Genomic DNA, 18,995 nt, shown 5'->3' on the forward strand with positions numbered 1-18,995 from the left:
AAGATCTGGGCCAGCCTAGTCATGGCTGGAACATATTCACTCGACCAAGTACCAACACTGTATAATCTTAAAGCAGCCGTAAGTGAAGTTATCAACGAAACATCAGCCTAAAGCACGCCCAAACATATGGGCGTGCTATTTTTATGCCCCCGATCCGGGGGCATTTCTTTTGAAAGGGGGAAGGGGGATGGACGGGGTGCAAACTGAGGTGCTACAGCGGATTACGAGAGTGGAGACGAAGGTGGACAATATGGACGATAAGCTGGATCGGGCGATTGCGGCCAATGAGACGGCGGTAGAGGCGCTATCCTCAGCGCGGTCAGCACACCATCGATTGGACAAGATTGAAGATGCTCAGAAGTGGCTCTGGCGCACCATTACGGCGTCGATCATTACGATTGTCGTCGGGGCTATTTTAACGGTGATTAAGTTGCAGGGCGGGGCTTGAGTACAAGCCAATTGGCTATAACCTAGCATATTTTACAGTAAAGGAAGTGATAGCGATGCAGGCGAGAAAACAAGGCAATGCTCAAGGTATTGACGTCTCCCATTGGCAGGGCAAGATCGATTGGACGAAGGTAGCGGCGAGCGGAATATCATTCGCTTTTATCAAAGCCACACAGAACAGCGTGGATGCGAAGTTTATCGAAAATGCCCGAGGAGCAAAGGCTGCAGGTTTGATGATCGGTGCCTATCATTATTTGGATAATTCCGTGATGACAGAAGCCGCGGCGAAATCGGCAGCACAAGTGTTCTACAATGCGATCCAGTCGGCAGGAGTAAAATTCGATCTTCCCCCGATACTAGATTATGAATCGAAATCCGGAAGTTTAAGCACGGCGGGAACTACTGTGGTTGCGAAGGCTTTTCTGAATGAAATCGGACGATTGACTGGCGTTACACCGATGCTATATACCTATCCGGCGTTCATTGGCAACTTCAGTGGTTTAAGCCAATATCCGCTCTGGATAGCACGATACAGCACGCAAACCCCTGTTGACGCATCCGGTTGGACTCGCTGGACGTTCTGGCAATATAGCGACGGTCAAAGTGGTGGAACACTGCCTAATGGTTCGAGAATCGTGGGCGGGATTAATGGACAGGTAGATTTGAATGAATTCGACGGAACCGAGGCGAAGCTGAGGAATAAATACGGTTCTAAGAAGGAGGAGCCGAAAGTGAGCGAGCGCGATGTGAAACAAGTCAGCGATTGGGCTGCAAAAGACTGGGCGGAAGCCAAGGCGAATGGTTATTTCGATGGAACGAGACCCGGAGCAGCAATAACGAGAGAAGAGACAGCAATCGTGATCAATAGATTAAGAGCGAATTTCCTCAAGCTGATTGCAGGTAGTTCGGCAAGAATTAGTGATCTGGAAGAAAGATTGAAACGGATCGAGCAAGGAGGTCAATAATATGATCAAGAAAAGATGGCGCAACTACGCGTTATGGGTGAGTATCGTATCCCAAGTCCTGCTCCTCCTTCAACTTCTTGGACATCTGACAGGGCTGTTCGACTTAACCGATGTGATGAAGCAGGATATTTTGGCTATTACGGATGTAATCCTTGGCCTCCTGGCTACTCTGGGCATTATCTCTAACCCGACCAAGCCCAATAGTGGCGGATATAATCTATAATCCCTCTATCAGTTTCATAACAACCGGAGAGGACTGAATCAATTGAATACTAGATTAAGAAATCGCCCGTTCGGTCCTGCGATCGGAGGGCGATTTCTTTGTTCCTTTATTTAATCAACATGAACATTACATAGCAGCAAGCCAGCAAAATACCGAACAGACAGATCCATAATACTGCTCTTCCCCAACCCCGGAATCCATTCTTCGATTTAGGCATGACATGATGTCCCCTTTCTCGCGTACTTGACCAAACTTTCTCTCTAATTATTATGTCTGGTTTATAGGGGGCACAGTCATCGTCATATTATTTTCAGATTTCCGCCTCCTGTACTTTCACTGAGATATTCAAATTGCCCTGCACTTCATTTCTAACGAAACGTGGTATCGCTATTGGTTTACATAAGTGGTTCCAAAGCCTAGTTTCTCCAAAATAACGATATGGTGTTTCGTTAGATTTTATTTGGTGCTGTTTTTACGAAAATAGCGATCTGTAGTTTCGTTAGAGACCTCGATAGATTCTTTGCGGCAGCTATATTCATCCCAAAGATGCTCTTTCCTTAATGTTCATGTTCGGCATGTTCATTCTGGCGCTTCTTACCTACATGAAAAATAAATAGACCGCCCTCGCCAAGGAAACGGTCTAACTCGACCTCAACTTTAGCGGCCGGCTGCTCTTTATGCAGTTATTGTACGTGGAGTCGTGTTCGCGCACGGCTCCTTACTATTTTAACTTAGTATAGCTCATTTCATAACGCACTTTGAGGGATATTACTTCAAAAAGTTTCTCCATAAACATTATAACGTTATATTTACTATTTGCTCATTCCGTGCTATCTTAAACATTATAATGTTCTATACGAAATGTGGTGAGAGGGATGGAAGATAGATTAATTCTCCACAACGTGAAGCGCGTGGATGGAGAGGAAATCGACCTCATGATTGAGGATGGCAGAATTGTCGGAATTACTCCGGTCGGCCAGGCGATACCTAGTCAACCAGAAACCGGGGTTACCGTATACAACGGACAGGGGGACTATGTCTCCAGCGGCTGGATTGACATGCATGTGCATGCTTTTCCAGAGTTCGATCCTTATGGTGACGAGATCGACGAAATTGGCGTGAAGCAGGGTGTCACGACGATCGTCGATGCTGGTAGCTGTGGGGCGGACCGGATCGTTGATCTAGTCGAGAGTAGTCAGGAAGCGATGACCAATCTGTTCGCATTCCTGAATATTTCACGGGTCGGCTTAAAAAGAATTGACGAGCTCTCCAATCCTGAATGGATTGACCGTGGCAAGGTGCTCGCCTCGGTTGATACGTTCTGCGATGTGATCGTTGGTCTGAAGGCGCGGATCAGCAGCAGCGTGGTCGGTGGGAACGGAATCAAGCCGCTGCAGACGGCGCGGAGATTATCCAGCGAGACCGAATTGCCGCTAATGGTACATATCGGTTCGGCTCCTCCGGACATTACGGAGGTAATTCCATTATTAGAGCGAAAAGATATTATTACGCACTATTTAAATGGCAAAAAGAACAATCTGTTCGATGAGCAGGGACAGCCGCTCCAGGTACTGCAGGATGCGATAGCTCGAGGTGTACATCTGGATGTCGGGCACGGAACAGCCAGCTTCTCATTCAAGGTGGCCGAAGCGGCCAAGCAATATGGAATTGTGCCCAATACAATCAGCACGGACATTTACCGCGGTAATCGGTTGAACGGTCCAGTGTACAGCATGGCAAGTGTGCTGTCCAAATTCCTGCTGCTGGGCTATCCGCTTGAACAGATCATCGCGGCCGTAACAACGAATGCCGCCGAATGGCTGGGACGGCCGGATCTTGGACGCATCCGCATCGGAGATACCGCCAACTTAACGCTATTCAGTCTGGAGCAGGAGTCCGCAGTACTGACCGATTCAGAAGGAGAGCAGCGGACAACGAACCAGCTCATCAAAGCCAAAGGAGTGTATACGAATGGGACATTCATTAAATGCGAAGTACGGGCTTAAGCGCGTTATTAATGCTAGCGGACGCATGAGCATTCTTGGCGTATCTGCGCCAAGCGATACTGTGATGGAGGCGATGAGGCAGGGCGGGCAGAGCTATGTGGAAATCGCCGATCTGGTCGATAAAGCTGGAGATCGGATCGCCGGAATTCTGGGCTCGGAAGCGGCGGTTGTCGTCAATTCGGCGTCCAGCGGGATTGCGCTCTCTGTTGCCGGGATCGTTACGAGGGGAGAGCGCCGCCAGAGCGAGCGACTCCATCAGGAACCGATCCACCAGAATGAGATCATTATTCTCAAAGGCCATAACGTACAGTACGGCGCTCCGGTGGAGACGATGGTCTATCTGGGCGGCGGCAAGCTGGTTGAGGTCGGTTATGCCAATGAAGGCCGTGCCGAGCATATCGAGGACGCCATCTCCGAGAAGACAGCAGCTATTTTATATGTAAAATCGCACCATGCTGTACAGAAGAACATGATCTCGGTTGAAGAGGCGTGGGCGGTGGCTCAACGTAACGGAATCCCGCTTATTGTGGATGCGGCCGCTGAGGAGGACCTGCAGAAATACGTGAAATGCTCCGATCTGGCCATTTACAGCGGATCCAAAGCGATCGAGGGTCCAACCTCAGGCATCGTTGCCGGCAGACGTACCTATATCGAATGGGTGAAGGTGCAATTGTCAGGCATCGGCCGCAGCATGAAGGTAGGGAAGGAGACCTCCTTCGGTCTGCTGCAGGCGCTGGATGAATATATGGTAAAGGAAGATCACAGCGAGCAGGAAAAAGAAACATTGCAAGTTTTAATGCCCTTGAACGAACTAGCCGGTGTGCAAGTGACGATCGTACAGGATGAGGCGGGACGGGCAATTTTCCGGGCTAGAGTTCAAATTGATCCACAGCAAGCTGGCGTAACAGCCAAGGATGTAGTAGCAGGACTAAAGGATGGAGACATTGCCGTATATACGCGGGATTACGGGGTAAGACAGGGTTATTTTGATATCGATCCGCGCCCGCTGTTAGGGGACGACATCCACGTTATTGAATCCAGAATCCGTGAATTAGCAGGAGGTAAACAAGATGGCTCTAATTGATAAACGTTTCTATAGAGGGCGTGTGGCCCTGAATGTGCTGGCGAAGGATATTGAGAATGCGAAGGGAATTTTTGCAGCTGCGGAAGGCTACGTGCTCGTCGGCGTTCTCTCCAAGAACTATTCTTCTGTCGAAGACGCTGTTGAGGCGATGAAACAATATGGCAGTGAGATTGAAGAAGCTGTATCGATCGGTCTAGGAGCCGGGGATAACCGTCAGGCGTCTGTCGTGGCGAAAATAGCGAAGCATTACCCAGGCAGCCATATCAACCAAGTGTTCCCGGCAGTAGGTGCAACACGCGCCAACCTTGGCGATAAGGACAGCTGGATTAACAGCCTTGTCTCGCCTTGCGGCCGTCCGGGCTTCGTGAATATTTCGACGGGACCCATCAGTGCGCCCGGAGCCGACCAGGCGATTGTGCCTGTGAAAGCGGCAATTGCCCTAGTCAGGGACATGGGCGGTAACGCTTTGAAATACTTCCCGATGCAAGGCCTGAGCCGTGAAGATGAATATCGTGCGGTGGCAGCGGCCTGTGCCGAAGAGGGCTTCGCACTGGAGCCAACGGGCGGCATTGATATGGACAACTTTGAACCGATTCTGTCGATCGCCCTGGAAGCCGGAGTTAAACAGGTCATTCCGCATGTGTACTCCTCGATTATCGATAAAGACACGGGCAACACCAATACCGAGCAAGTACGCGAGCTGACCGCGATTATGAAGAGGCTGGCGGATCAATATGCCTAAACGGATCGCAGCCTTTGGCGAAGTGATGATGCGACTTCAAGTACCGGGATATGATTTACTGTCGCAGGGAAATACGCTCAAGTATTCCTTTTCTGGGACTGGAGTCAATGTGGTGTCAGCACTGGCCCGCTACGGCCATCAAGGGAAGCTGATTACAAGATTGCCGGAGAACGCGCTTGGAGATGCAGCCGAAGCGTACTTACGCAAGCTGTGGATTGATACTTCCCTCGTACAACGTCATGGAAAATACATGGGCCTCTACTTCCTTGAAAATGGATTCGGCGCCAGACCGAGCCGAGTGACGTATACGAATCGGCTGGAGAGCAGCTTCAATACAGCGCCGCAGGATGTTTATGATTATGAGGCGCTGGCCGCGGAGATCGATGCGTTGCATTTCTGCGGCATCGCACTGGCGATGAATAATGGGGTGCGGCAGCATATAAAGGCTTTGGCCAAGGCGGTCAAGCAGCGCGGCGGGACAGTGATTTTTGACTGCAACTACAGGCCCTCCTTGTGGGGAGATAACGGCTATGTCAAGGCCAAGCCGCATTACGAGGAAATTCTTGAGCTGTCGGACATTGTGATGATGAATGAGCAGGATGCGCTATATACGCTTGGGATGGACACAACTAAGGAACGACGTGAAGATCAGCTTGAGGAGCTGCTGCCGCAGGTGGCGGAGCGTTACCAAATCTCTGTAATTGCCGGAACTCATCGATCCATTCATAGCAGTAATGAACATTCTTTGCGGGGATTTCTTTTACGCGGGGGTCAATTTACTTATTCAGATATGCTGACCTTTTCCGTCTATGATAGAATAGGGGCGGGAGATGCCTATGCCAGTGGTATCATTCATGGCACGCTGGAGGGCTTCGCGGCAGAGAAGACCGTCAGGTTTGCCGCAGCCGCTGCCATGCTGGCTCATACGGTATCCGGGGATACGCCGATGGCTTCCGAGCCGGAGGTGCTCCGGGCAATGACGGCATCTGCAGGTGACGTAGAAAGGTAGTTGAACGACAAGTGAGCTTGTCCCGTAAAGATAAACCACTCTATTTGCAAATTAAAAATATAATCAAGGAACGGATTCTGCACGGTGTGTATCCTTTGGGAGAGAACATCCCTTCTGAGCCGCAGCTGGAGCAGGAGTTTGCCGTCAGCAAAATTACGGTCCGCAATGCGATCCAGGAGTTGGCCCAGGAAGGTTATGTCGAGAAGGGCAGCGGGCGGGGAACGAAGGTGGTTCGCAACAGGGCCGCGTCCAAGCTGTCCAAGTGGAAGCACTTTACGGAGATTCTGGTGGAGCAAGGACATCGTATCGAGAAAAAATGGCTCCGTACCGAGATCATCCAAAATGCTGCGGATAGCGAGTCCTTTCGTCTGTTCGGTGAGCAGTGTCTATGTCTTGAGCGGATCTATTATTTGGATGGCAGCCCTTATATCTTCTATACGCATTACTTGACTTTGGAGGCAGGTCCGATCAGTCTGGAGGATCTCAATGCTCAGTCTTTATATGAGCTGCTGGAGGAACGGGAGCTGTCTCTGGACAAGCTTCACGATGAGTTCGGAGTCGCTGTGCCGCCGGATCCAGTGCTGCAAGCCTTGCAGTTAACGGCGGGAACCCCCGCCTTGAAGCGGCTGCGTTACTCGTGTGATTTGCAAGGGAGAATCATAGAATATAGCGAGGGTTATTACAATTCAGCGCTGCAGAATTATGTAGTGAATTATGAAATGTAACTTGGCTTGGCTGCACAAAATAGTGAGCTAACAGGAACAGGCTGTTTCATGCGGGTAGATCCTGCAGAGAAGCAGCTTGTTTTTTCTGAAAAGGGATTCCGACACGATCCGCTCGTTATGCTGGGTGCTTCTATCTTGACAAAGTGACACGCATGTCGTAAAGTTTGATCATCGACACGCGTGTCACTTTTGATTATTGGAGGAAACCCTAAATGTCTTTAACACCAAAGGCTATTGAGAAAAAGAATTATATCTTGGAGAAGGCTTCAAATGTCTTTACTCGAGAGGGCTATACCGTTGTCACGATGAAGGATATCGTTGAAGAATGCGGGATAAGTCGGGGTGGTTTATACAAATATTATGGTTCCACAAAAGAGATTTTTGAGGATATTCTAGCAATAGGGAAAGAGGCGGACTATTCCTATTTTGAAATGAGCATGAAAAATGAGGGAAATGCTTTAGTTATTATGGATGAGTTTTTTCGTCTTCAGAAAGACGAATTATTGAATGCAAAAAACTCAATTCGGGTAGCAACTTATGAATACTTTCTGTCACAGGGTAAGAGTTACTCTGAGAAAATTTTAGAAGAATATTTCAATGATGCTGTTGCTGGCATTTCAAGTATCTTATCTTACGGAATTAAACGGAAGGAAATTAAGCATTTAGATGATAGGGACGTAGAAAAAACCGCAAGGCATATCGTGATTACGCTTGAAGGACTGAATATTTTAGCGATGAGTACGTCTATTTCATCGAATTTGATTCAAGAGCAGCTAGATATACTGAAGAAATTAATAATCTAATTCACGGAATTGGAGAATTAAAATGGAGACGATAATAAGAACCGAAAAAATAACAAAGAAATTTAATAATAATGAAACAGTACTAAAAGGGATAGATCTATCGTTTTATCTCAATTCTTTCAATGCAATTATTGGCGCAAGCGGTTCAGGTAAAAGTACATTGTTAAATATTATAGCTGGGCTTTTGCGTCCAACATCAGGGAAAGTATTCTATCAAGATTTAGAAGTGACATCATTTAGTGATACCCAACTATCGAAATTTAAGAAATATAAAATCAGCACTGTGTTTCAAAACTATCTCTTGCTCCCCAATTTAACAGTAGCCGAGAACATTCGGATAGGAATTTCTGAGAGCAATAAGGCATTGCCCTTTAGTGAAATCACCGAAATGCTTGGAATTGACGACATTTTGAGCAAATTTCCTTCGCAGCTATCTGGCGGACAACAGCAAAGAGTATCCATAGCAAGGGCAATCATTAAAAATCCCAAAATTCTTTTTTGTGATGAAGCCACAGGAGCATTAGATGAAGAAAACAGTATACGTGTTTTGAAATTGTTGCACTTAATAAAAAAGCATTACGGTATAACGATTATTTTCGTAACTCACAATTTAAAGATTGCGGATACAGCTGAACGGATAATTACGATGAAGGACGGTATTGTCCATAATGATATGTGGAATGAGAACCCGATTAGTGCAGATGAAATAAAATGGGGGGTTAATGTTGATCATTCAAGAGAATGAGAAACCCTTTTACAAAGAAGTCATAAAAAGCATAATCAGGAATAAGAGCTACCTCATTCTTATTTTTCTGTTTATTATGCTAACTTCGTTTATGTATTTCTTTGTTCAGTTTTCCGTTGATAAGAACTTGGATAGATTAGATACCATTACACAATATGGCGGGACGCTGTCAGAGGAACAAAATGCTTTGCTTGTCGCTTTGCGATCCAATGCATCGTTGGCTTCGACATTCCTATTATGTCTTTTGATTATTAGTACCTTTGTTATATATCTGTTTTACAAACATTATTTTAACCAGCATCAACAAGAAATCGGTATTTTTAAGGCTTTAGGCTTTAAGGAATCTTCTATTATCAAGGCTTATGTAACCTGTACTTTCTTGTTTTCAGTTTTTGCTTCACTAGCGGGAATGTTCTTGGGCTGGGCATCCTCAGGTGTATTATTAAAAGCTTACACAGCTTCCTTTGGAATTACTGACGTAACAAGAGGAATCCATGTCATTCACATATTTTACGGTGTTATTCTGGTTGTCATTGTTTTATGCGTAACAACTACATTAACCTGTAAGACATTTCTTAAAAAAGAAGCTGCATTACTAATCAATAAGTCGGATAACAAGAAAGAAAATCGAGTAATTGCCTTTGTATCTGATAAAATCACTTCCATTTTACCATCAAAAAAACAATTCCCTGTAAGGATCGCGCTTCGCAAGCCTATAACAATTATTTTGAGTATACTTGCTGTTGGTGCCAGCACAAGTCTTCTTATCATGAGTGTTTCACTTTACATGAGTAGTAATAAAGTTTACCAGTCGCAGAGTGCAGGACATAATTATTCCTTCAACATAAAATTTGGTGAAACCTACCAGGGGAAATCAGGGGATTATACCGATACGCTAATATACTTGGAAACACCGGCTTCCATATATATGGCCAATAGTAATGAACCTCTTTTACACCAGTTAGTTGGTTTATCTGAGACTGGCGACGGTTTATTAGAACTTTATGATAAATATAGTGAGCTATTATCTATACCAGAGAATAACGGAATATTGATTGGACCGGAGCTTCAAGAAATACATGGGCTGAACCAAGGCGATATAATCACACTTTCAATATCCGGTGGAAGCTATTCGGCTGTGATTGCTGATGTAGCGGTAAATGCAGAAACCAATCACATCTATATGTCACGAAAGCAATTAGCCAAATGGATGGGGATAGCCGAATCATCATATAATGGGCTTTTTAGTAATAATATAAATTCCACCGTAACTGGAACAGTTATTACGCAAGAGGAACGTTTGTCCTCACTTGAGAAGGATGCTGTTTCAAATAAAATGAGCGCTGTTATAAATCAATTGCTTGGAATTGTTGCCGGATGCATACTAATTTATTTGGTGTTGCTTCTTAATTTTCAAGACAGTACAAAAGAAATGCTGACTTTAGATTTATTGGGATATACACCAAAAGAAATTAACAAAATGCTGATAAGCATCTATAGACCAATATTTATAGTTGCTTTCTTGCTAATGATTTACCCCAGCATTGCTATATGCAAAGAAATACATAAAAGCCTGTCCTTACAAACAGGCGACTATATCCCATTTCAGACGAATGCCTTCATTCTATTAGGGGTATTTATAATCATTCAAATTATTTATGTCTTAGTCGAGGCGGCCTTTACATCTAAAATTAAAACAATGATTCGGAATGAAACTGCTCGCCAATATTTATAAGGATATTCTATCTTCCCCGCCCTCCCTCCCGAAAAGCCGATGGCGTCTGGCCGGTGACCTTCTTGAACAGCATGGAGAAATACTTGTCGTTACTATAGCCGACTCGGGCGGCGATTTCGTGAACCGGCGTGTCGCTGTCCGCCAGCAGTCGCTTGGCCTCCTCAATCCTCCGATTAATCAGGTAATTCACGGGGGAGTCGCCGAGATCTTTTTTGAAGCGGTGGGATAGGTAGTGCTGGCTGACATAGAGCGTGTCGGCGATATCCTTGAGCGTAATGCTCTGAGTGTAGTTCTTATCGATAAATTCCTTCGTCCGCAGGGATATTTCGTTCTTGCCCTTCAGCTCCTGGAACTGATGCTTCACATCGACAATGCGATAGATCAACGTAATCAGCGACATCAGCAGGTTATTGCTGAGCGTCTCGTAGCCTAGAACCTGCGAGTCGCATTCCTGCAGCATCTCAGACAGATAGCTCTCTACCCGATAAGCGTACTTCTCGCAGGAAATGACCGGGTCTACGTAAGGGGGGAGCAGCATCCCGTATGGAACCCCTTCAATATGCAGATTATCCAGACCGCAATAGAATACCTTAAAAGGCACCCCGCTCGAAGAACGCTCCTCATGAGGAACGCCGGGGTTATAGATGGCTACATCCCCTTGATGTAGAACGTAGTTTTTTCCACCGATCGAGAACTCTCCGGTTCCTTCCACAACATAGATAATCTCGCAAAAGTCATGAATCTGCGGTGGCGCATAGAAGAAGCTCTCATCCTCAACCTTGCCGGCGAAGAGCAGCTCCGGAACTCTTTTGAAGCGGAAGGTATCGCTTTTTTGATGGGGGATTTCGATTTTAGGCACAACGGTTCCCTCCCGATAACAATCTAACTTCATTATGCCATAATTTCGGATCATCTGAAAAAGGGTTAGCTCAGTCAGTCTGAATCATCAAAGACAATAGGTTGTCATTTTAAATCTAAGCATTCTCCTGCTTCAAAAAAGGCGGATACATCATCAATGCATGATTCTCTGTCACATATTGATCGTCTACCAGCTCGCCATCCACATTGAACACCCGCCTGAAAATAAGGTTATGTCTGACATATCCGCCCCACGATTGCTGTGTCATGCTATGTTCTTTTTCATAAATTTCATAGTTGAATTTACTTTCCGTAGTGGTATTCCAGCTCCCGACCAGATGGTCATCGGTCAGATAGACATTCAACTGGTAAGGTTGATCTGTCGGATTGTAAATTTGCAGGTCGAGATAATTGTAGGCACAGGTAGCCCCGCTGCCAAAAGGCTGACTTCGATTCGAATCGGGGAATACGTCGTAGCTGTGACGGTGCCTCTCCGTAACCTTCAGAGGAGTATGCAGTGTAATCCAGTAGATCAGGTTGGAGAGTTGGCATAATCCGCCGCCGATGCCTGCCCGGAAGCTGCCGTAGAACAGCACCATTCCCTCTACATACCCCTTTCTGCGCGAAGGATGCCCGATTAATTTCCAGTAGGAGAATGTCTCGCCAGGCTGAATGACGATACCGTTCACTTTTTGCAAGGCCAGCTTCAGGTTTATGATTTTATTCGTCTGCATCCACATATCTACGTTTTTTAGCTGCCGGATTAGCGGCGTCTGATGCCTGATCAATTCCATGGGGAGTACAGAGGAGCTTTTCTTTGCAGCGAATTTGGTTCGTCCCAAATACCATTTCAAATATCTTCTCCAGCGAAAGTAAAATGCTCCCAGGATTAAGCGCAACTTTGACCTGAGAATTGGTTTCTTCAATGTAGGCCTCCCCCTTTTAAGAAATGAATTATCAATGATGAAGCCAATCTATTAAAGAAGCTACGCACTGAAAATGCCCGGGCTGCTTAGTTTCTTTGTTTGCGGAATTTTCTCGCCAATCCACCAATCAGGCATTGACACAAATAGAAGACTACACTGGAGAAACCGAAGAAGAGAATGAGTTCCATCGCTGAAGTAGGGTGATTTGAGGGGTTCATGATTAAGAAAGTCATGCCAATGATGGATCCCATGACGAAATATAGTAACAGCGAGATAAGCGGTCTTCTGTCACGATAGATGGCCCACTCAACGATATATGAAACGGGGATGCCAATACAAATATATATGAGCAATAAATACCGAAGCCGGTCAAAAATTTATGAGTTGCTGTGTAATATAGCACCTTGGTAAGATCTTTGTCTTGTTCGCTAATAAGTGTAAGTGTTACTGAAATGAGCAGGGCCGATATGAACGATGACATTAATTTAGTAAGCATCTCAATCCCCTTTCATGAAGCCTGTTCTTTCAAAACAAATCCCTATTATTGGTATTATACCTTAGACTTCATCCCCCAGGTACACTATATTGACCACCCCCTCCAGTTAAAAGACAGCATAGTGGGTTATCGCCCTTCAAGACTCCTACTAGAATGAAGACATAACACAGTTGGAGGAGGATGTTTCATGACTGCAAGCGATTACAGATGGAAAGACGGTTTTCCGAAGATCGGAATTCGTCCTACGATAGACGGAAGAAGAAGAGGGGTACGGGAGTCGCTTGAAGAGCAGACGATGAATCTGGCGAAGGCGGTCGCCAAGCTGTTAACGTCTGAGCTCAGATACCCGAATGGCGATCCGGTTGAATGCGTGATTGCCGATACCTGTATCGGTGGGGTGGCCGAAGCAGCTGCAGCAGCGAAGAAATTCAAGCAATCCGAGGTCGGCTTGACGATTACGGTGACACCTTGCTGGTGCTATGGCACGGAGACGATGGATACGGATGCCAGCATGCCGAAGGCGGTGTGGGGCTTCAATGGTACGGGACGTCCCGGAGCGGTATACTTGGCGGCTGTATTGTCTGCCCATGCGCAAAAAGGAATTCCTGCATTCGGCATTTACGGTGAAGATGTACAGGATGAGGGCGATGATCATATTCCTGATGACGTGCAGGAGAAGTTGCTCCGCTTTGCCCGCAGTGGTCTCGCCGTGGCGATGATGCGCGACAAAGCGTATTTATCGATGGGCTCCGTCTCGATGGGGATTGCTGGGTCGATCGTGGACGACAGCTTCTTCCAAGAGTATCTTGGCATGCGTAATGAATATATCGATATGAGTGAATTTACGAGAAGGATCGACGAAGAAATCTATGATCCTGAGGAATATAAATTAGCGCTGGCTTGGGTGAAGGAGAACTGCACAGAGGGCCCTGACAATAATCCAGAGCATCTGCAAACTTCCCGCGAGCGCAAGGACCAGGAGTGGGAGACCGTTGTAAAAATGACGCTCATCGCCCGCGACCTGATGATCGGCAATCCGCGTCTGGCTGAGCTTGGCTTCGGTGAGGAAGCGAATGGCCATCATGCGATTGCTTCCGGCTTCCAAGGCCAGCGGCAGTGGACAGACCACTTCCCGAATGGTGACTTTATGGAGACGATGATGAACTCCTCGTTTGACTGGAACGGGCTAAGAGCGCCATTTACCGTCGCTACGGAAAATGACAGCTTGAACGGGGTCGGCATGCTGTTCGGCAACCTGCTTACGAATACCGCGCAGATCTTCGCTGACGTTAGAACGTACTGGAGCCCTGCTTCTGTGGAGCGCGTTGCCGGTTATAAGCTGGAAGGCCGCGCAGCTAATGGTATCCTTCATCTGATTAATTCAGGATCAGCGGCTTTGGACGGTACTGGTGAGCAAAAGATTGACGGCAAGCCAGCCTTGAAGCCATTCTGGGAGATTACCGAGGAAGAAGTGCAAGCCACGTTAGGGGCTTCGCAGTGGCGCCCGGCCTCGGTAGAGTATTTCCGCGGCGGCGGCTTCTCAACGGACTATCTGACCCGCGGCGGGATGCCAATGACAATGACTCGTCTCAATCTCGTAAAGGGCCTTGGCCCGGTATTGCAAATTGCCGAAGGTTACTCTGTTGATTTGCCGCAGGATGTGCATGATACGCTCGACAAACGGACCGATCCGACTTGGCCGACCACCTGGTTCGCGCCGATCTTAACGGGAAGCGGTGCCTTCACCAGCGTCTATGATGTGATGGATCATTGGGGAGCGAACCATGGCGCAATCAGCTATGGGCATATCGGTGCGGATCTGATCACGCTCGCTTCCATGCTGCGCATTCCGATAAGCATGCACAATGTACCGAAGGAGAGAATATTCCGTCCGCGGGCATGGGGCATGTTCGGTACCGAGCAGAGCGAGGGCGCGGATTTCCGGGCTTGCGAGAACTTCGGACCGCTGTATAAATAACGCTGAACAGAGCTTGAACGGTTTTACCTATGAAAGGAGAAATAACTATGATGCAAAACATAGATATCCGTAATGAACTGTGCAAGTACGCGCAAAAAATTGTTGACCATGGCCTCGTTGTAGGTCCCGGTGGTAACATCAGTGCCCGTGCCGGAGACAAAATGTATTTGTCGCCAAGCGGTTTTGCTCTGGAGGAGATCAAGGCTGAAGAGTGGGTCGAAGTGGATATTCCAAGTGGGGAAATAACCGACAGTGGCTATCGCCCATCTTCTGAGGTGCTCATGCATCTGTATGGATACCGTAGCAATCCGGATATCAGAGCGATTGTGCACACACATCCATCGAATTGTATTGCATTTACATTGATCGCAGAGGAACTGCCGATTATGTTCCCGGATCAAGCGGCATTGGTCGGGCGTACCGCTTACATTCCTTACGTCATTCCGACGACGGACTTGCTAGCGGATGCGGTGGCCGCCAAGGTGAACGAGGCCAGCTCGATTTTACTCGGCAACCATGGACTTGTGACTACAGGCCGGAATCTGCGCGAAGCCTTCTACCGTACGCAGGTCGTTGAAGAGAGCGCTAAAATATATTTGGCCGCCAAGGCTGCGGGAACGCCGTCCGTGCTTACAGAGGAAGAAGTAGATGCCATCGCGGCGCTGGAGAGCGAGGACTACCGGATTCAGCTGCTGCAAAAAATGAAATGAACAGGCGGTGCCACGAATGACTCACACACCAACCGTTCTGGCGTTTGATCTTGGTGCCGGCAGCGGGCGAGCCTTGATTGGAGAAATAGAGGGAGCCGCTCCGGGCGGCTCCAAACGATTGAAGATTACCGAGATTCATCGATTTTCCAATACGCCCATCCGCATCGGCGAACATCTGCATTGGAACACGCCCGGATTGCTTCAGGAGATCAAGACGGGCATCAGCAAAGCGTTCCAGCTTGGCTATAAGCCGGAGAGCTGTGCGATCGACACCTGGGGCGTGGATTTCGGACTGCTTGATGCGAATGGGGAACTGCTCGGCATTCCGTATCATTATCGCGACCGCCAGACCGAGGGATTGGTTGAAGAGCTGTCTGCGAAGCTGGGTGATGAGCGACTGTTCGCTGAGAGCGGTCTGCAATTCATGCCGTTTAATACGCTATATCAGCTCTATGCGATGAGGAAGGCGAACTCTCCGAAGCTGGATGCGGCCAAGACGCTGCTGCTGACGCCTGATCTACTGAACTATTTTTTAACGGGGCGCAAAGCATGCGAGTTTACGATGGCGACGACGACTCAGCTCTATGATCCGGCGAAGCGGGCCTGGAATAAGCCGCTGATGCGAGAACTGGGCTTGTCCGATTCCCTGTTCATCGAGCCGGTGCAGCCGGGAACGGAAATTGGCCAGCTAACAGAGGAGATCCGTGCAGAGCTGGGCGTACCGCAGATGAAGGTGATTGCTGCAGCATCGCATGATACGGAGTCGGCGGCCGCGGCGGTGCCCGCATCATCGCCGATCTTTGCTTATCTTGTCAGCGGGACATGGTCCTTGCTGGGAACGCAGATGCAAGAACCGCTCCTTCACCCCGATGTATTGAAGCTGAAATTTTCCAATGAGGGAGGGGCAGGCGGCACTTATCATCTACTGAAAAATATTATGGGTCTATGGATTCTACAGGAGTGCAAGCGCATTTGGGAACAGCGGGGCGAGCCGCTCACTTATCCGCAGCTTGTTGCCTTGGCCGAGACGGAGGAACCATTCCGCAGCTTGATTGATCCTGACGATCTGCGATTTATGAATCCGGATTCTATGCCGGAGGAAATAGCAGCCTATTGTTGCGAGAGTGGGCAGCCTCAGCCGCGGACAATTGGCGAGACAGTGCGCTGTATTCTAGAGAGCTTGGCGCTCAAGTACCGTATGGTGCTGGAGCAGGCCGAGCAACTGACCGGAACGGTGTTTGACGGGCTGCATATGGTCGGCGGCGGCATCCAGAATGAGCTGCTGTGCCGCTTTACGGCGGGAGCAATTGGCCGACTGGTCTGGACCGGGCCGGTTGAGGCTAGTGCAATCGGCAATATGCTTGTGCAGTTGAAGGCCGGAGGCTATCTTGCTGATATGCAGGAGGGCGTAGAACTGGTGAAGGCCTCTTTTCCAATGAGCACGTATGAACCGGAACAGCAGACCGAATGGGAAAATGCTTATGCACGGTATCAGCAGTTGATGGAGGTCATGTCATGTTAAAAGGAATATCCAGTTTGATTTCGCCTGATCTGATCAAAATATTGATGGAAATGGGCCACTCTGACGAGATCGTGTTCGCTGACGCGAACTTTCCAGCGGCGAGTCACGCCCAGCGGCTCGTCCGCTGCGACGGACACAGCATACCGGAGTTGTTAGAGGCGATCCTGCCACTTTTTCCGCTGGATACCTATGTGGATCATCCTGCAGCTCTCATGGCTGTAACTCCTGGAGATCCCGTAGAGACCCCGGTTTGGGAACGCTATAAGAGCATCGTTGCGCAGCATGATCCAAGACCGGAAACTTTTGAAGAGATAGAGCGATTTGCGTTTTATGAGCGGGCTAAACGGGCTTATGCAATCATATCTACTGGTGAAGCGGCGCTTTATGCCAATATTATTCTAAAAAAAGGCGTAGTCTCCGAGCCGCGTTAACCCCGCGTGATTGCTGGAAGATATAACAAGTGGGAGAAGTCGCTTTCCGAGCCGAGTACAGCTCATGGAGAGCGGCTTATTCTCGTTGATCTGGATGTAGGCAGCGATGAGAGCGTGAAGGCCTGCGGTGCATTTGATGCGGAAGCGGATCTGACGCTGCTCAGTCGGCGAACGGAACGAATTCTGAAGTTGATCCGCGAGCGGTTCATGGATCCATCATCAGTAGAGGCTGAGCAGAGGCTGTAGTTTGTCGATGTAGAAGGGAATAGCTGGCCTTGGTAGAGAATAGAAATAGGAAGTAGTAATATTAAGTAATGATAGTAAGTATTGATAGGATGCTAGAGTGCCAGATCAGATTTTACTATTTTGATCAAGGAGATGTGTTCAATGAAGTATACTGCGCTAGGACGTTCCGGCTTGAAGGTAAGCAAGTTATGTCTGGGTACGATGAATTTTGGCGTATCGACGGATGAGAAGGAATCTTTCCGTATTATGGATGCAGCTCTGGATGCGGGGATCAACTTTTTTGATACCGCTAATATTTATGGCTGGGGCGAGAACTCTGGACGAACTGAAGAGATTATTGGAAAATGGTTCGCACAGGGCGGCAACCGCCGCGAGAAGGTCGTACTGGCAACGAAGGTGTACGGGAATATGAGCGATCCGCTCGACGGCCCTAACGGGGAAGTCGGCTTGTCCGCTTACAAAATTCGCCGCCATCTGGAAGGCTCGCTGCGTCGTCTGCAGACGGATCATATTGAGCTTTATCAGATGCACCACGTAGACCGGGACGTATCCTGGGATGAGCTGTGGGAAGCATTCCATATTCATCAACTTCAGGGTAAGATCGGCTATATCGGTTCTAGCAACTTTGCAGGCCGCGACTTGGTAAAGGCGCAATATGAAGCGAAGAATCATCACATGCTCGGCCTTGTGTCAGAGCAGCATAAATACAATCTACTTTGCCGGTTGCCGGAGCTGGAGGTGCTTCCAGCAGCGGAAGAGCTTGGTATCGGCGTTGTTGCCTGGAGCCCGCTGGAGGGCGGACTGCTTGGCGGGAATGCCTCGAAGAAGGTTCCTGGTTCTAGAACGGAGAAGAACACACGTTATGAGCAATATGCGAAGCAGCTCGACGAATTTGCGACGTTATGCCGTGAGCTTGGCGAGACCGAAGCCAATGTGGCGCTGGCCTGGACGCTGGCCCATCCTGCCATGACCGCTCCGATTATCGGCCCGCGGACGCTGGAGCAATTGGAAGGCGCACTTCGCGTCTGCGAGATCGAGCTTGATGAAGCTGTGTTGAAGCGTCTCGATGAGATCTTCCCAGGACCTGGCGGCGCTGCGCCGCAGGCTTATGCCTGGTAAAAACCGCAAGCTATCGCCCAGCGACCCGCTCAGCCAAAAGAAAAAACTGCAAAAATGCAGTTTTTCTAGTCCGAAAAGATGCTAAATGATGAAATGGCTGCAAAAATGCAGTTTTTTCTAAGCAACTTACGAGAATCCTCAGGATTCACTTAAAATTCCTGCATATTTGCAGTAATTTAACTCTATATGCTAATAAAAAGAAAGAAAACCTGCAAAAATGCAGGT

20 protein-coding genes are annotated in these 18,995 nt (G+C 48.1%); 18 read left to right on the forward strand and 2 right to left on the reverse strand.

Annotation, left to right across the window (positions count from 1 at the left end; genetic code table 11):
- Window positions 1-187 precede the first annotated feature (187 nt).
- The 12 genes from EI981_RS07095 to EI981_RS07145 all read left to right on the forward strand — a co-directional run bounded on the left by EI981_RS07095 (window position 188) and on the right by EI981_RS07145 (window position 10,484).
- Window positions 188-448, forward strand: a complete 261-nt coding sequence (locus EI981_RS07095; RefSeq protein WP_126996732.1) for a hemolysin XhlA family protein — start codon at window positions 188-190, stop codon at window positions 446-448.
- Window positions 449-503: 55 nt separating this feature from the next.
- Window positions 504-1,412: a glycoside hydrolase family 25 protein gene (locus tag EI981_RS07100; protein WP_126996734.1), complete on the forward strand. Its 909-nt coding sequence runs from the start codon at window positions 504-506 to the stop codon at window positions 1,410-1,412.
- Window position 1,413: 1 nt separating this feature from the next.
- The gene (locus EI981_RS07105; RefSeq protein ID WP_126996736.1) at window positions 1,414-1,635 is read left to right on the forward strand and encodes a phage holin; all 222 of its coding nucleotides are present in this window, start codon (window positions 1,414-1,416) and stop codon (window positions 1,633-1,635) included.
- Between the two features lie 533 nt (window positions 1,636-2,168).
- Complete coding sequence (locus EI981_RS29965) at window positions 2,169-2,252, forward strand: putative holin-like toxin (protein WP_227011881.1); 84 nt, start codon at window positions 2,169-2,171, stop codon at window positions 2,250-2,252.
- 258 nt (window positions 2,253-2,510) lie between these two features.
- Window positions 2,511-3,641 (forward strand): amidohydrolase/deacetylase family metallohydrolase, encoded by a 1,131-nt coding sequence (locus tag EI981_RS07110; protein ID WP_126996738.1) that lies wholly within the window; start codon window positions 2,511-2,513, stop codon window positions 3,639-3,641.
- Window positions 3,607-4,725 (forward strand): DgaE family pyridoxal phosphate-dependent ammonia lyase, encoded by a 1,119-nt coding sequence (locus EI981_RS07115; RefSeq protein WP_126996740.1) that lies wholly within the window; start codon window positions 3,607-3,609, stop codon window positions 4,723-4,725. The genes EI981_RS07110 and EI981_RS07115 overlap by 35 nt, the downstream gene beginning before the upstream one ends.
- Window positions 4,712-5,467, forward strand: coding sequence for a 2-dehydro-3-deoxy-phosphogluconate aldolase (gene dagF, locus EI981_RS07120; protein ID WP_126996742.1), 756 nt, complete (start codon window positions 4,712-4,714; stop codon window positions 5,465-5,467). Before EI981_RS07115 ends, dagF begins: the two co-directional genes overlap by 14 nt.
- Entirely contained in the window at window positions 5,460-6,476 is a 1,017-nt protein-coding gene (locus EI981_RS07125) for a sugar kinase (RefSeq protein WP_126996744.1), read from the forward strand. The genes dagF and EI981_RS07125 overlap by 8 nt, the downstream gene beginning before the upstream one ends.
- Window positions 6,477-6,487: 11 nt before the next feature.
- Window positions 6,488-7,201, forward strand: coding sequence for a GntR family transcriptional regulator (locus EI981_RS07130; protein WP_126996746.1), 714 nt, complete (start codon window positions 6,488-6,490; stop codon window positions 7,199-7,201).
- 212 nt (window positions 7,202-7,413) lie between these two features.
- The gene (locus EI981_RS07135) at window positions 7,414-8,004 is read left to right on the forward strand and encodes a TetR/AcrR family transcriptional regulator (RefSeq protein WP_126996748.1); all 591 of its coding nucleotides are present in this window, start codon (window positions 7,414-7,416) and stop codon (window positions 8,002-8,004) included.
- Window positions 8,005-8,026: 22 nt separating this feature from the next.
- Complete coding sequence (locus EI981_RS07140) at window positions 8,027-8,749, forward strand: ABC transporter ATP-binding protein (RefSeq protein ID WP_126996750.1); 723 nt, start codon at window positions 8,027-8,029, stop codon at window positions 8,747-8,749.
- Window positions 8,730-10,484 carry an FtsX-like permease family protein gene (locus EI981_RS07145; protein ID WP_227011740.1) on the forward strand — a complete coding sequence of 585 codons (1,755 nt, stop codon included), beginning with the start codon at window positions 8,730-8,732 and terminating at the stop codon, window positions 10,482-10,484. The genes EI981_RS07140 and EI981_RS07145 overlap by 20 nt, the downstream gene beginning before the upstream one ends.
- Before the next feature lie 7 nt (window positions 10,485-10,491).
- On the opposite strand, the gene EI981_RS07150 is transcribed toward EI981_RS07145, so the two are convergent.
- Together EI981_RS07150 and EI981_RS07155 are read right to left on the reverse strand one after the other, a co-directional pair.
- A complete protein-coding gene (locus EI981_RS07150) occupies window positions 10,492-11,343 on the reverse strand; it encodes an AraC family transcriptional regulator (RefSeq protein WP_126996754.1) in 852 nt (283 codons plus the stop codon).
- Between the two features lie 115 nt (window positions 11,344-11,458).
- Window positions 11,459-12,268: a VanW family protein gene (locus EI981_RS07155; protein WP_126996756.1), complete on the reverse strand. Its 810-nt coding sequence runs from the start codon at window positions 12,266-12,268 to the stop codon at window positions 11,459-11,461.
- A gap of 683 nt (window positions 12,269-12,951) precedes the next feature.
- Between EI981_RS07155 and EI981_RS07160 the strand changes: the two genes are divergently transcribed.
- From EI981_RS07160 to EI981_RS07185, 6 genes are all read left to right on the forward strand, one after another.
- The gene (locus EI981_RS07160) at window positions 12,952-14,742 is read left to right on the forward strand and encodes an L-fucose isomerase (protein ID WP_126996758.1); all 1,791 of its coding nucleotides are present in this window, start codon (window positions 12,952-12,954) and stop codon (window positions 14,740-14,742) included.
- 50 nt (window positions 14,743-14,792) lie between these two features.
- Entirely contained in the window at window positions 14,793-15,452 is a 660-nt protein-coding gene (locus tag EI981_RS07165) for a class II aldolase/adducin family protein (RefSeq protein WP_127004441.1), read from the forward strand.
- 16 nt (window positions 15,453-15,468) lie between these two features.
- Window positions 15,469-16,974 (forward strand): rhamnulokinase, encoded by a 1,506-nt coding sequence (locus EI981_RS07170; protein ID WP_126996760.1) that lies wholly within the window; start codon window positions 15,469-15,471, stop codon window positions 16,972-16,974.
- The gene (gene fucU / locus EI981_RS07175) at window positions 16,968-17,405 is read left to right on the forward strand and encodes an L-fucose mutarotase (RefSeq protein ID WP_126996762.1); all 438 of its coding nucleotides are present in this window, start codon (window positions 16,968-16,970) and stop codon (window positions 17,403-17,405) included. Before EI981_RS07170 ends, fucU begins: the two co-directional genes overlap by 7 nt.
- Window positions 17,406-17,411: 6 nt before the next feature.
- The gene (locus EI981_RS07180) at window positions 17,412-17,651 is read left to right on the forward strand and encodes a hypothetical protein (protein ID WP_126996764.1); all 240 of its coding nucleotides are present in this window, start codon (window positions 17,412-17,414) and stop codon (window positions 17,649-17,651) included.
- Window positions 17,652-17,792: 141 nt separating this feature from the next.
- Window positions 17,793-18,770: an aldo/keto reductase gene (locus EI981_RS07185; protein ID WP_126996766.1), complete on the forward strand. Its 978-nt coding sequence runs from the start codon at window positions 17,793-17,795 to the stop codon at window positions 18,768-18,770.
- Window positions 18,771-18,995 lie beyond the last annotated feature (225 nt).

Origin of the sequence: Paenibacillus lutimineralis, from assembly GCF_003991425.1 — a bacterium.
Taxonomy (GTDB): domain Bacteria; phylum Bacillota; class Bacilli; order Paenibacillales; family Paenibacillaceae; genus Fontibacillus; species Fontibacillus lutimineralis.